Genomic DNA, 12,646 nt, shown 5'->3' on the forward strand with positions numbered 1-12,646 from the left:
GTCATGGCTTCAATGAGTTTTTATCGATAGTCAGGTGTTTTGCACGACCTCAGGATGAACCCGCCGGTGCGCCTCAAGTCCTTTGAAACCGGGGACTTCAAGCCGATCTGGCCGCGCGGATGCAACGGTTGCGACCAACCTCATACTTAAAAAAACAAAGGGAGTCCTTCATGGGCGAGCACGATCTGAACAGACGTCAATTCATCAAAACCGTGGGCGTGGCTTCGGTTGCCGCGGCAGCCATGAGCATGCCGTTCATCAAAGCCAACGCCAGCGACACCCGCTTTCAAGGCAAGACCCTGCGCCTGCTGACCTGGTCCGATGACACTGGCCTGGCGGCACTGCGCAACATCGCGGCGACCTTCGAAGATAAATACGGCTGCAAGGTCATCGCTGACCGCACCGGCAGTACCTCGGAAATGGTCGCCAAACTCAAGGCCGGTGGTGATCGTCCGCAATACGACATCATCACCCTGGCCGGCGTCGGCGCCGAAGGCCTGGCCGCCGCCAACCTGCTGGAAAAACCCGACCTCAACCGCATCCCCAACCTGGTGGATGTACCGGAGAAATACCGCACCGGCGCCAACGGTCACGGCATCGGTTACTTGCTGTGGTGCAACAGCCTGGTCTACAGCACTCGCACCATCAAAGAGGTGCCGGACAGCTACGCCGCCCTGTGGGATGCGGAGCTGTCGCCAAACATTTTCCTGCCGCCGCCGAACTGGACCGAGGCCATGGACCTGATCATCATCGCCGCCAAACTGGCCGGTGGTGACGAACACAACATCGAGCCGGGCTTCAAGAAACTCGCCGAACTCAAGAGCCGCGTGGTGACCTTGGGCGAAAACCCGAACCAGATCGCCGAGCTGTTCCGCACTGGTTCCCTGGACATGGGCGGCTTGTACGCACCGGCGTTTTTCCCGAAACAGATCCGCGACCCGGCCTACGGTCTGGGGGCCACGTTCGGCATGAAGGAAGGTTTCTACACCGATCTGATGCTGTCGGTGATGCCGAAAAATCGTCCGGGCGACACCGATCTTGCCTACGCCTTCATCAACCACTCTCTGGACCCGCTGGTGCAGGGCAAGATGGCCGAAGACATCTACAACGGCCCGGTCAACGCCAAGGCGATCATCTCCGCCGAAGCCCGCAAGAGCCCGTACATCCTCACGCCGGAGCAGATTGCCGAGAAGGCGATCATGCACGACAACGCCTTCCTGGCCAGCGTGCATGACCAATGGATTCGTCGTTACACGGAAATCTTTTCTTCCTGATCGAGTGGCGAACACAAGCCCTGAGAGCACCGCAAATCAAATGTGGGAGCGGGTTTTTGTGGCGAGGGGGCTTGCCCCCGTTGGGGCGCGAAGCGGCCCTAAATCCTATCATCGCGGTGCATCAGGTGTACCGCATGAGATGGTTTACGACTGCTTCGCAGTCGAACGGGGGCAAGCCCCCTCGCCACAAAGCCCGCTCCCACAGGAGTCACGGCGGTTTTGAGGGCTGTGTTTGCCAGCTGCTTTCCATTGACGAGACCCTTGCTATGGAACACCAACCTCTGACCCATCCGCTAAGCGCCGCGCCGGCGCGCGCCGATCGGGGTGTCTCACCGACGGCGCGTGCGTGGTTTTTCCTCTCGCCGTCGATGCTGTTTCTCGGCGTACTGATTGCCGCGAGCCTCCTGGTGCTGCGCATGAGCGTCGGCACCAAAGGCGCGGAGTGGTCCGGCTTCAGCCTGGCCAGTTACGCCCAATTGCTGGAACCCTATTACCTCAAATCCTTGCTGCTGACCTTGCGCCTGGCGCTGATCAGCGCGGTGATCGCGGTGCTGCTGGCGATCCCGGTGGCCTACACCATGTCGCGGCTGACCTCACCGTTTGTGCGGCGGATTTTCCTTGCGGCGGTGCTGCTGCCATTGCTGGTCAACCTGCTGCTGCAAAGCTATGGCTGGCTGGTGATTCTCGGCCCCGGCGGGATGCTCAATCAGGCGTTGATGGGCCTGGGCCTGATCAAGCGGCCGATCATGCTGCTGTACAACCAGAACGGCGTACTGATGGGCCTGGTGCAAACCGCGTTCCCGCTGGCCGTGCTGCCGATTGCCAGCGCCATGCGCGGTGTCGCCCGCACTTACGAAGAGGCCGCCGCCACCCTTGGCGCCAGTCGCTTGCAGGTGTTCCGTCAGGTGGTGTTGCCCATGAGTTTGCCGGGGATCATCACCGGCGCGACGCTGGTGTTCGCCTACAACGCCAGCAGCTTCGTGGTGCCTTTGCTGCTTGGCGGTCGGCGCGTGCCGATGCTGGCGGTGATGGTCCATGACCAGATCGCCCCGCTGATGAACTGGCCCGCCGCGTCCGCTGCCGGTGTGGTGCTGATCGTCACCACGCTCGCCATCATGACCTTGTCCGAATACATCACTGGCCGTCGTCGACGCATGCTGGAGGCTTCGCAATGAGCTCTATGATCAAGAAGCGCCAGTCGCTGTTGCCGGGCGATACCGGCAAGTTCGCCGGCATCCTCTCGGGCTTCATTCTGCTGCTGGCGGTGTTGCCGATCCTGACCATGATCGTCATGTCGTTCAGCGGCGCGTCGAACCTCGACTTCCCGCCGAGCAGCTACAGCCTGCAATGGTACGAGGCTGCCTGGAACACCTTTGTGTCGCCCGATTCAAGCGATGTGCTGAGTCTCGGTAAAGCCATGAGCACCAGCCTGATGGTGGCCTGCCTGACCATGATTTTCGCCACGATTATCGCGGTGCCGGCCGCTTATGCGCTGACCCGTTGCGAGTTCCGTGGCAAGGCCGTGGCGCTGCAGCTGATGTCTTTGCCTTTGGTGTTCCCGATGGTGGTATTGGGCCTGGCCTTGCTGCTGGTGTTCGACAGCCTGCCGTTCCAGATGACCACCTCGCGGCTGGTGATTGCCCACGTGATTCTGGCGCTGCCGTTCGTGGTGAAAAACTGCACCGCGGCGATGCTCTCCATCGGCAGCGAAGTCGAAGAAGCCGCGCAAATGCTCGGTGCTTCACCGCTGCGGGCGATTGTCGATGTGGTGGTGCCGTTGATGAAGTCGGGGATTCTGGCGGGCATGCTGCTGGCGTTCATCGTCTCGTTCAATGAATTCACCGTGACCTATTTCCTTTACACCATCGACGTCATGACCGTGCCGATCTGGATGTACAGCCGCACCGTGTCATCGCTCGACCCTACCGTTTTCTCGTTCGCCGTGCTGATCGTGCTGATCGACTTCGTCCTGATCTGGGCGCTGGAGAAGCTGGTCGGTGAAGGTGGCGTTTCGTTCTGATTCTTGAGGTGCAACATGACTGGTCTGATTCTGGAAAACGTCGAGAAACATTACGGCTCGGCCTGCGCGGTCAAGGATGTAAACCTGCATTTGCCCGAGGGCAAACTGGTGTGTTTCCTCGGCCCGTCGGGCTGCGGTAAAACCACCTTGCTGCGAATGATCGCCGGGCTCGAAACCCTGACCGGCGGCGAGATTCGCCTGGACGGTGAAGACATCGGCCATACGCCGGCGCATCAGCGCAATTTCGGCATGGTGTTTCAATCCCTGGCGCTGTTCCCGCACATGACGGTGGGGGAGAACATTGCCTATCCGCTGAAACTGCGTGGGGTCAGCAAGGCTGACCAGCAGGCGCGGGTGGTGGAGTTGCTTGAGCTGATTCAACTGCAGGAAATGATTGATCGCCCGGTGGCAAAACTCTCTGGCGGTCAGCGTCAGCGAGTGGCGATTGCCCGGGCGATTGCCAGCCACCCGAAAATCCTCCTGCTCGACGAACCGCTGTCGGCACTGGACGCCAAGCTGCGCGAGTCGATGCAGGTGGAAATCCGTCAACTGCAACAGCGTTTGAACATCACCACCATCATGGTTACCCACGACCAGCGCGAAGCCATGACCATGGCCGATATCGTGGTGGTGCTGGGTGAACATCGGGTGCAGCAGGTGGGCACGCCGATTGAGATCTATCGGCATCCGGCCAATGAATTCGTCGCGGACTTTATCGGTTCGGGGAATATTTTCCCGGCCACGGCGTTGGGCAACGGCAAGATTGGCTTACCCGGCGGCGATGCGCTGCAAGTGCCGATCTGCAGCAGCATTGCGGTGGGGGAGAAGGTCAAGATGCTGATTCGCCCCGAAGACCTGCAACTGTCGCCACCCCAGGCCACGGCGGGGAATCGCTTGCTCGGGAAGGTGACCTTTGTGCGGGATATCGGTGCGACCATTGAAACCACCGTTGAGTGTTCCGGCGTGTCGTTTACTGCGTTGAGTACGCCGTGTCAGGGGGTTGGGTTGGGGATTGGCCATCCGGTGTCGGTGACCTTGCCGGCGGAGGCGTGCCGGGTGTTGAGCGCCTGACGGCTTGTACACAAATTTTGCAATCACTGAAGATCCCCTGTAGGAGCGAGCTTGCTCGCGAATGCGGTGTGACATTCAACATTGATGTCGACTGACACGGCCCCTTCGCGAGCAAGCTCGCTCCTACAGGGGATCTTCAGTGTTATGAGGATTGTGGCAGGCACAAAAAAACGGCCTTCGCAGGCCGTTTTTTTGTTTACCGCACAGGCTTAACCGCCAAGGTACGCTTCGCGCACTTTCGGGTCGGTCAGCAGGGCTTCACCGGTGCCTTGCATCACCACCCGGCCGTTTTCCAGCACGTAGGCGCGGTCAGCGATTTTCAGTGCCTGGTTGGCGTTCTGCTCTACCAGAAACACCGTCACACCGTCCTTGCGCAGCTGTTCGATGATGTCGAAGATCTGCTGGATGATGATCGGTGCCAGGCCCAGCGACGGCTCGTCGAGCAGCAATAGCTTGGGCTTGCTCATCAGCGCACGGCCGATGGCGAGCATTTGCTGTTCGCCGCCGGACATGGTGCCGCCGCGTTGAGCGAAACGTTCTTTGAGGCGTGGGAACAGTCCCAGAACCTTGTCCATCTGTTCCTGATAGTCGCCCTTGTCGGTGAAGAACCCGCCCATGGCGAGGTTTTCTTCCACGGTCAGGCGGGCAAACACCCGACGACCTTCCGGAACCACGGCGATGCTTTTACGCATGATGTGCGACGAGTCCTGGCCGACGAGCTCTTCGCCCATGTAGCGGATGCTGCCGCTATGGGCTTGCGGCGAACCGCAGAGGGTCATCAGCAGGGTCGACTTGCCGGCACCGTTGGCGCCGATCAGGGTCACGATCTCGCCCTGACGGACTTCGACGTTGACGCTGTGCAGTGCCTGGATCTTGCCGTAGAAGGTGGAAACGTTTTCGAATTGCAGCATTTACGCTTCCCCCAGGTAGGCTTTGATCACTTCAGGATTGTCGCGGATCTGTTCCGGCGTGCCGTTGGCCAGGGGGGTACCCTGGTTGATCACGAAGATGTGGTCGGAAATGCTCATGACCAGTTTCATGTCGTGTTCGATCAGCAGCACGGTCACATCATGCTCTTCGCGCAGGGTGCCGATCAGTGCCTTGAGGTCTTCGGTTTCCCGTGGGTTGAGGCCGGCGGCCGGTTCGTCGAGCATGAGGATCCGCGGACGGGTCATCATGCAGCGAGCGATTTCCAGACGACGTTGCTGACCGTAGGCCAGGGTACCGGCCGGACGGTTGGCGAACTCCTTGAGGTTGACCTTTTCCAGCCAGTACTCGGCGTATTCCATGGCCTCGCGTTCGCTTCTGCGGAACGCCGGGGTCTTGAACAGGCCGGCCAGGAAGTTGGTGTTCAGGTGGCGGTGCTGGGCGATCAGCAGGTTTTCCACGGCGGTCATGTCCTTGAACAGCCGCACGTTCTGGAACGTCCGCACCACGCCTTTGCCGGCGATCTTGTGGCCGGGCAGGCCTTCGATCGCTTCATCGTTGAGCAGGATGCTGCCGGCGGTGGGTTTGTAGAACCCGGTCAGGCAGTTGAACACGGTGGTCTTGCCGGCGCCGTTGGGGCCGATCATCGATACCACTTGTTTCTCTTTGACGCTCAAGGCTACGCCATTGACCGCCAACAGGCCGCCGAAGCGCATGCTCAGGCCATCTACTTTCAGGATCTCACGGCTCATTTGCGCAGCTCCATGTGGGGGCGTTGCATCGGCAGCAGACCTTGAGGACGCCAGATCATCATCAGCACCATCAAGGCGCCGAACATCAACATGCGGTATTCGCTGAAGTCACGCATCAGCTCGGGCAACAGGATCATCACGACAGCCGCCAGAACCACGCCCAACTGCGACCCCATGCCGCCCAACACCACGATGGCGAGGATGGTGGCCGACTCGATGAAGGTGAACGACTCCGGCGTGACCAGCCCTTGACGCGCGGCGAAGAAACTACCGGCGAAACCGGCGAAGCAGGCACCCAGGGTGAAGGCCGACAGCTTGATCACGGTCGGGTTCAGGCCCAAGGCACGGCAGGCGATTTCGTCTTCGCGCAAGGCTTCCCAGGCACGACCGATCGGCATGCGCAGCAGGCGGTTGATCACGAACAGCGCGAACAGCGCCAGCAGCAACGCCACCAGGTAGAGGAAAACCACCTTGCTGACGGGGTTGTAGGTCAGGCCGAAGTACTCGTGAAAGGTCTGCATGCCTTCGGCGGCCGTTCTATCGAAGCTCAGGCCGAACAGGGTCGGCTTGGGGATGTTGCTGATGCCGTTCGGTCCACCGGTGAGATCGGTCAGGTTGCGCAGGAACAGACGGATGATTTCACCGAAGCCCAGGGTCACGATCGCCAGGTAGTCACCGCGCAAACGCAGCACCGGGAAACCGAGCAGGAAGCCGAAGGTGGCCGCCATCAACCCGGCGATTGGCAGGCAAATCCAGAAGCTCAGGCCGTAGTAGTGCGACAGCAGCGCATAGCTGTAGGCGCCCACGGCGTAGAAGCCAACGTAACCGAGGTCGAGCAGGCCGGCCAGGCCGACCACGATGTTCAGGCCCAGGCCGAGCAGCACGTAGATCAGGATCAGCGTGGCGATGTCCACCGCACCGCGTGAACCGAAGAACGGCCAGACCAGTGCAACGACGATCAACGCCATGATGATCCAGCGCTGGGTGGTCGGCAGGGTCAGGAAGTGGCTCGCGCTGGCCGGGATCAGTTTGCCCTTGGGCACGGAGCGCATGGCCGCCGAATATTCGCGGTCGAACAGCACGCGCAGGAACATCAGCACTGAGCAGGTGGCGATGATGAACAGCGTGGAGGTGCTGGCACCTTGCACTTCGAGGCTGATACCGGCAATGGACAGTTTCAGACCGAGTACCGGATAGGCCACGGCCCATACCAGCAGGGCGCTGAACAGCGCCTGTTTAAGATTCCTAGTCATACTTTCTCAACCTCCGGACGGCCAAGCAGGCCGGTTGGCCGGAACAACAACACCAGAACAAGCAGACCGAAAGCCACGACGTCCTTGTACTGGTCACCGAAGATATCGGCGCCAAAGGCTTCTGCCACCCCGAGCACCAGCCCGCCGAGCATGGCGCCCGGAATGCTGCCGATGCCACCCAGAACCGCCGCGGTAAAGGCTTTGAGGCCCACCAGGAAACCGGCGTTGGGGTTGATCACGCCGTACTGCATGCTCAGCAGTACAGCCGCTACGGCAGCCAATGCGGCACCGATGACGAAGGTCAGGGCGATGATGTTGTTGGTGTTGATGCCCAAAAGGTTGGCCATCTTGATGTCTTCGGCACAGGCCCGGCAGGCGCGTCCCAGACGTGAACGCGAGATGAACAGGGTGAGGCAGAGCATCACCACCAGGGTCACCACGAACACCAGGATCTGCATGTAGGAGATCAGCACTTCCTGTGCGCCGCCCGGACCGAAGCTGAAGCTGCCCGGAATCAGGTTGGGAATCGATTTGTCCTTGGAATCCTGCGAGAGCAGTACGGAGTTCTGCAGGAAGATCGACATGCCGATGGCCGAGATCAACGGGATCAGGCGGTTACTGCCCCGCAGAGGGCGGTAGGCGATCCGTTCGATGCTGTAGCCATAGGCACTGGTAACAACGATGGTCGCCAGGAAAGCGGCGGTCATCAACAGCGGCAGTGAATCGAAACCCAGCATGGCCAGTCCGGCAAGGACGATGAAGGCCACGTAGGAACCGATCATGTAGACCTCGCCATGGGCGAAGTTGATCATTCCAATAATGCCGTAAACCATTGTGTAGCCAATGGCTATCAAGGCATAGGTGCTGCCAATGGTCATCCCATTAACCAGCTGTTGGAAGAAGTGATAGATCTCAGGCATTACAACGCTCCTAAAAACCTGATACGCATTTCACTGGTGGAGTCATGTTCCAGCCCGGGCGGTGTGGTCTATAACCACTTTTGCTCGAGCATTTGCCAGCGAACCGCTGGTGACGGTTTTAAGATTTTCAGGTAAGCCAGCTCCCGGATCACGGGACTCTGGCTCATTAATCTCGTAAAACAAAGCCCACTGCTCGCGCAGTGGGCTTTATTACTCATGGAGCCATCTTACTGAGGGGAAACTTCAGTCTTTGGTTTACCGAAATGCCACTGATAGACCACGAACTTGAAGTCTTTCAGGTCGCCCTTGTCGTCGAACGACAGGTCGCCGGTAGGGGTCTTGAAGGTGCCTTTGTGGATAGCTTCAGCCACCTTGGCGGTGTCTTCGCTCTTGGCGGTCTTGATACCTTCGGCGATTACCTGGACGGCCGAATAGGCCGGGAACACGAACGGACCGCTCGGGTCCTGTTTCTTGGCGGTGAACGCGTCAACCAGAGCCTTGTTGGCCGGGTCCTGGTCGAAAGACTTCGGCAAGGTCACCAACAGGCCTTCGGAAGCGTTCTGGGCAATTTGCGAGATGGAGTCGTTACCGACACCTTCAGGCCCCATGAACTTGGCTTTCAGGCCTTTTTCCTGGGACTGGCGCAGGATCAGGCCCAGTTCCGGGTGGTAGCCGCCGTAGTAGACGAAGTCGACGTTGGCTTGCTTGAGCTTCTGGATGATCGAGGAGAAATCCTTGTCACCGGCGTTGAGGCCTTCGAACACGGCAACCTTGACGCCTTTCTTCTCAAGGGTCTGTTTCACGGAGGTGGCGATGCCTTCACCGTATTGCTGTTTATCGTGCAGCACGGCAACGACTTTCGGCTTGACGTGGTCGGCGATGTAATTGCCGGCGGCCGGACCCTGGGCACTGTCCAGACCGATGGTGCGGAACACCATTTTGTAACCACGGGTGGTGATGTCCGGGCTGGTGGCAGCCGGGGTGATCATGATCACGCCTTCGTCTTCGTAGATGTCCGAAGCTGGCTGGGTGGAGCTGGAGCAGAGGTGACCGACAACGTATTTCACACCATCGTTGACCACTTTGTTGGCGACGGCCACGGCTTGTTTAGGGTCGCACGCGTCGTCGTATTCCTTGGCTTCGAGCATCTTGCCGTCGACGCCGCCTTTGGCGTTGATCTGCTCGATGGCCATCTTGGCGCCGATGAACTGCATGTCGCCGTATTGAGTGACCGGGCCGGTTTTAGGGCCGGCGATGCCGATCTTGATGGTGTCGGCGGCGAACGAATGGCTGGCAACCCCGGCCAGAACCATAGCGGCAAACAGTTTGGAAATCTGCTTAGTAGCCTTAGTCATAGTGCTCCACTCTTGCTGTTGTAGTTTTTATAGTCCTGGCGCCGTAGCAGCAGAACCGGTCAGATATCGTCGATATCCTCCGGAAAAGCCCCCGGCAACTGTACCGGTACAGTGTAGAGCGCCGATTGTTGGCCTGGGAAGCTGGCGCCAGGGGGCAAAACCTGAGGGTGTCGCTTTATTGAAAGAAAAAGACAGAATCGCGGCGGGACGTTAGCTGGCTAATACTTGAAGCAGCAGCATTCCCTGGCTTTCCTGGGTTTTTCATTCGGTGACTCAATTGCATCCGGGTTTTTCTGGCGCAAGCGCGACGTTATCATTCACGTCGATTTCTTTTGCGGACAGAACCCCATGACTCAAGAACCTAGCACCCTCTATGCCAAGCTGCTTGGTGAAACCGCATCTATTACCTGGAAAGAGTTGGAGCCGTTCTTTGCCAAGGGTGCCCTATTGTGGGTCGACCCTGGGCTGGATTTGATCGCAGCGGCAGAGGCGGTAGCGACCGATGAAGGCGAGAAAGTCGCTGCCTGGCTGGCTGCCGACAAGGTCGCCAAGCTGTCTGAGACGCGGGCGCTGGACATTTTCGAGCGCGATCCGCAGCTCTGGGCCGTGGTGGTGTCGCCATGGATAATGATCCAGGAAAGGGCGCCTGCTTGAAGTTTTGCGCTGATTTGGTGCTGGTCTTTGTCGGGCAAAAGTGTGTAGCCGAGTAGCGTGATGGCAGGTTGCCGTGGAGAAAGGCCACAGAATGGCCGGCATAACGGTGACGTAAACGTAACGGGAACAGTTCAGTGAGCAGCCGACGGGCTGCTTAATTGTTTCTGGATGTTTGTGATCGTTCCCACGCTCTGCGTGGGAACGCAGCCCGGNCGACCTCAATAAGCCGTTTTGCCCGTATGGTTATTCAGCGAAATAACCTTGGTCTTGCCAATCCGGTGACGGTAGATCTCGCGCAGGTACTTGATCGCCTTCTTCACGCAATCGCGCGACAAACGAATGTCATTGATCGAGACAAACTTGTCCTTGTCATTGATCAGCTCGCGGTACTTCTTCTCGTACATCGGTTTGATCGCGTACCAGTTGGTATCGAGGATCTTCGCCGGGTTTTCGAATTCGTTCAGCAAGTCATCGATCCGGTCTTCGTCGAAGTCTTCATTGATGATGAAGTCCAGGATCGAGTTGTCCAGGGTGTCATCGAAGCGGTATGGATTTTTCGCGAAGCAACGTTTGATGAACGCCACGATCAACGTCAGGAAGTCGTCCGACAGACACGGGCTCTTGGCGATCAGGGTGGTCAGCGACAGGTTGGCCGAGGCGCCGATCACCAGCGCATAACGCTTGAGCGTGGTGTTGGGGAACAGGCTGTTGAGGTGGGTCTTCAACCGGTTCAGGTCCATGTAAGACAGCTTGTAGTCTTTGGGTAAGGACACGATCGACACCACCGACGAGCAGTTCTTGAAGAAGTGCAGGTCGTGCAATGCGGCCGCGTCATAGCCCGAATTCTTGTACTGCTCAAGCGAGGCGCGATAGCGCTTGGACTCGATCGGCAACAGGCTGATGCCTTCGATCGCCTGGGTGACCTTGTTGAAGTGCGGCAGGTCGATGGAGCGGAAAAACAGGTCGTCGATGTTCAGACGTTGCGGCTCTTTCTCGAACACCTTGAATTTGTCGCTGCTCGGCGGCGGGGTTTCCGGCACCACGGACTCGGCGTAGGCAATCGCCACGGGGCCGGCCAGGCTCATGAACAGGTCGTTGGCGTCCAGGCGAATGGTTTCGCCGATGTCGATGCCGGCGCGACGGAAATAGTTCTGGTCGTAGTCGGTGGTCACCGCCTGTGCCGTCAGAATATTGAAGATCTGTTGTGAGATGTACTGGTTGGCGTGCTTTTCCATCGCGTTGACGTCGATGTTCTGGATGTTGCCGTCATCGCTTTCTTCGGCATAACGCATGATGTCGTTGGAGATCAGCATCATCGCGTTCCATGGGCGGATTCGGCCCATGACGCTGGCTTCGCTGCTGTCTTCGTTGGCGAAGTTGTAGGAGAAGTCCCACTCTTCCGACAGGTATTTGCACAGCAAACGACCGGCGTTGATGTGCAGCGCCTCGGACATTTCACTGCGGTGATCGGAAATGTTCGGCAGTACGCAGATGCCGCTGGTGAAGATCGGCTCGAAGACGAAGGAATGACCACTTTTGCCGTCGTGCTCATCCATCGGCTTGGTGTCGAACGTCTTGTTCATGTACGAGTGTTGCTGGGCCAGGCCGAATTCCGAGGCCATGCCCGAACCGGTACCGCCGCCGGCGCTGAAAATCGAAAAATACAGGCGCGACTGGTTGGCCTTGATCCCGCAGCTGTCGATCAGGTACGAGTGGATCATCTTCCAGTCGGGGCTGGAGAAGCGCTGGGTGTCCTTGTTCAGGATGATCTTGGCCAGGTACTGACCGAGGATCGGCGCGTTACCGGCGCCACCGGCGTGGACTTCCGACAAGTCCATGATTTTCATTTTGCTGTAGTCGCGCAGAAAACCGCTTTTTTCGCCTTTGCGCGAGAAGCGGATGCGGCCGGCGATGTCTTTGTCCAGGTCGCCGAGCATCACCAGCGGTTCGACCAGGAACACCGGTTTGCTGGCCTTGTTCGGCCCCAGGCGCAGGTTGTTGCGAATCCACTGCGCCGGGCTGTAGCCCTTTTCGGCGTAGCGCTTGTCCGGCGACAGACGATCTTCGTTGTTGAATTCGTTGAGGTAGAACTTGCGGGCGTTGTACACCAGCTCCGCCACGTCCAGCGCGATGTTCGAACCGCAGCGGCCCAGGCCGATCAGGCACACCGACGGGAATTGCTGGTCGTTGTGCTGTTCGTTGTCGTCTTCCAGATGGGGCGGGCGCGGGAACACCAGGTCGCGCAGGCCGTCGAGGTTGTCGAGGATGCGGTCGGTATTGGTTTCGGTGAAGTACAGGTATTGCTGAGTCGACAGTGGACGCGACGGGGTCAATGGCTTCGACGCTGAGGGGCTGTTCGCCGCGGGGCTCAGGGTCAGGTCGGATACCGCGGTGGCCGGATTGTTTTTAGAAGTCATTGT

Annotated in this window: 11 protein-coding genes; 5 read left to right on the plus strand and 6 right to left on the minus strand. The window is 58.9% G+C overall.

From position 1 onward, the window contains the following. The first annotated feature begins 170 nt into the window (after nucleotides 1-170). From HCU66_RS05010 to HCU66_RS05025, 4 genes are all read left to right on the plus strand, one after another. A complete protein-coding gene (locus HCU66_RS05010; RefSeq protein WP_205887432.1) occupies nucleotides 171-1,274 on the plus strand; it encodes an extracellular solute-binding protein in 1,104 nt (367 codons plus the stop codon). A 266-nt stretch (nucleotides 1,275-1,540) separates the two neighbouring features. Beyond that, on the plus strand, nucleotides 1,541-2,449 hold the full coding sequence (locus HCU66_RS05015; RefSeq protein WP_205887433.1) for an ABC transporter permease: 909 nt from the start codon (nucleotides 1,541-1,543) through the stop codon (nucleotides 2,447-2,449). Beyond that, nucleotides 2,446-3,294: an ABC transporter permease gene (locus tag HCU66_RS05020; protein WP_205887434.1), complete on the plus strand. Its 849-nt coding sequence runs from the start codon at nucleotides 2,446-2,448 to the stop codon at nucleotides 3,292-3,294. Before HCU66_RS05015 ends, HCU66_RS05020 begins: the two co-directional genes overlap by 4 nt. A 15-nt stretch (nucleotides 3,295-3,309) precedes the next feature. Further along, a complete protein-coding gene (locus HCU66_RS05025) occupies nucleotides 3,310-4,365 on the plus strand; it encodes an ABC transporter ATP-binding protein (protein ID WP_205887435.1) in 1,056 nt (351 codons plus the stop codon). A 209-nt stretch (nucleotides 4,366-4,574) separates the two neighbouring features. Here HCU66_RS05025 and HCU66_RS05030 read toward each other — a convergent pair whose 3' ends face one another. From HCU66_RS05030 to HCU66_RS05050, 5 genes are all read right to left on the minus strand, one after another. Beyond that, entirely contained in the window at nucleotides 4,575-5,276 is a 702-nt protein-coding gene (locus tag HCU66_RS05030; RefSeq protein WP_095054074.1) for an ABC transporter ATP-binding protein, read from the minus strand. Next, complete coding sequence (livG, locus tag HCU66_RS05035; RefSeq protein WP_205887436.1) at nucleotides 5,277-6,044, minus strand: high-affinity branched-chain amino acid ABC transporter ATP-binding protein LivG; 768 nt, start codon at nucleotides 6,042-6,044, stop codon at nucleotides 5,277-5,279. It abuts the gene before it with no gap. Next, on the minus strand, nucleotides 6,041-7,297 hold the full coding sequence (locus HCU66_RS05040) for a high-affinity branched-chain amino acid ABC transporter permease LivM (RefSeq protein ID WP_205887437.1): 1,257 nt from the start codon (nucleotides 7,295-7,297) through the stop codon (nucleotides 6,041-6,043). Before HCU66_RS05040 ends, livG begins: the two co-directional genes overlap by 4 nt. Next, nucleotides 7,294-8,217 carry a high-affinity branched-chain amino acid ABC transporter permease LivH gene (livH, locus tag HCU66_RS05045; RefSeq protein ID WP_205887438.1) on the minus strand — a complete coding sequence of 308 codons (924 nt, stop codon included), beginning with the start codon at nucleotides 8,215-8,217 and terminating at the stop codon, nucleotides 7,294-7,296. Before livH ends, HCU66_RS05040 begins: the two co-directional genes overlap by 4 nt. A 227-nt stretch (nucleotides 8,218-8,444) precedes the next feature. Beyond that, nucleotides 8,445-9,572 carry a branched-chain amino acid ABC transporter substrate-binding protein gene (locus HCU66_RS05050; RefSeq protein ID WP_205887439.1) on the minus strand — a complete coding sequence of 376 codons (1,128 nt, stop codon included), beginning with the start codon at nucleotides 9,570-9,572 and terminating at the stop codon, nucleotides 8,445-8,447. A gap of 348 nt (nucleotides 9,573-9,920) precedes the next feature. Between HCU66_RS05050 and HCU66_RS05055 the strand changes: the two genes are divergently transcribed. Then, nucleotides 9,921-10,226 (plus strand): DUF2288 domain-containing protein, encoded by a 306-nt coding sequence (locus HCU66_RS05055; RefSeq protein WP_205887440.1) that lies wholly within the window; start codon nucleotides 9,921-9,923, stop codon nucleotides 10,224-10,226. Between the two features lie 218 nt (nucleotides 10,227-10,444). On the opposite strand, the gene HCU66_RS05060 is transcribed toward HCU66_RS05055, so the two are convergent. Then, nucleotides 10,445-12,643 carry a hypothetical protein gene (locus tag HCU66_RS05060; RefSeq protein WP_205887441.1) on the minus strand — a complete coding sequence of 733 codons (2,199 nt, stop codon included), beginning with the start codon at nucleotides 12,641-12,643 and terminating at the stop codon, nucleotides 10,445-10,447. Nucleotides 12,644-12,646 lie beyond the last annotated feature (3 nt).

The organism is Pseudomonas frederiksbergensis (genome assembly GCF_017114915.1).
GTDB classification, from domain to species: Bacteria; Pseudomonadota; Gammaproteobacteria; order Pseudomonadales; family Pseudomonadaceae; genus Aquipseudomonas; species Aquipseudomonas frederiksbergensis_I.

What these genes read in the sequence shown, in the direction of transcription:
- HCU66_RS05025 (WP_205887435.1), top strand. Translation starts at nt 3,310, where the DNA reads ATGACTGGTCTGATTCTGGAAAACGTCGAGAAACATTACGGCTCGGCC.
- HCU66_RS05010 (WP_205887432.1), top strand. Translation starts at nt 171, where the DNA reads ATGGGCGAGCACGATCTGAACAGACGTCAATTCATCAAAACCGTGGGC.
- HCU66_RS05055 (WP_205887440.1), top strand. Translation starts at nt 9,921, where the DNA reads ATGACTCAAGAACCTAGCACCCTCTATGCCAAGCTGCTTGGTGAAACC.
- HCU66_RS05050 (WP_205887439.1), bottom strand. Translation starts at nt 9,572, where the DNA reads ATGACTAAGGCTACTAAGCAGATTTCCAAACTGTTTGCCGCTATGGTT.
- livH (WP_205887438.1), bottom strand. Translation starts at nt 8,217, where the DNA reads ATGCCTGAGATCTATCACTTCTTCCAACAGCTGGTTAATGGGATGACC.
- HCU66_RS05020 (WP_205887434.1), top strand. Translation starts at nt 2,446, where the DNA reads ATGAGCTCTATGATCAAGAAGCGCCAGTCGCTGTTGCCGGGCGATACC.
- HCU66_RS05030 (WP_095054074.1), bottom strand. Translation starts at nt 5,276, where the DNA reads ATGCTGCAATTCGAAAACGTTTCCACCTTCTACGGCAAGATCCAGGCA.
- HCU66_RS05015 (WP_205887433.1), top strand. Translation starts at nt 1,541, where the DNA reads ATGGAACACCAACCTCTGACCCATCCGCTAAGCGCCGCGCCGGCGCGC.
- HCU66_RS05040 (WP_205887437.1), bottom strand. Translation starts at nt 7,297, where the DNA reads ATGACTAGGAATCTTAAACAGGCGCTGTTCAGCGCCCTGCTGGTATGG.
- HCU66_RS05060 (WP_205887441.1), bottom strand. Translation starts at nt 12,643, where the DNA reads ATGACTTCTAAAAACAATCCGGCCACCGCGGTATCCGACCTGACCCTG.
- livG (WP_205887436.1), bottom strand. Translation starts at nt 6,044, where the DNA reads ATGAGCCGTGAGATCCTGAAAGTAGATGGCCTGAGCATGCGCTTCGGC.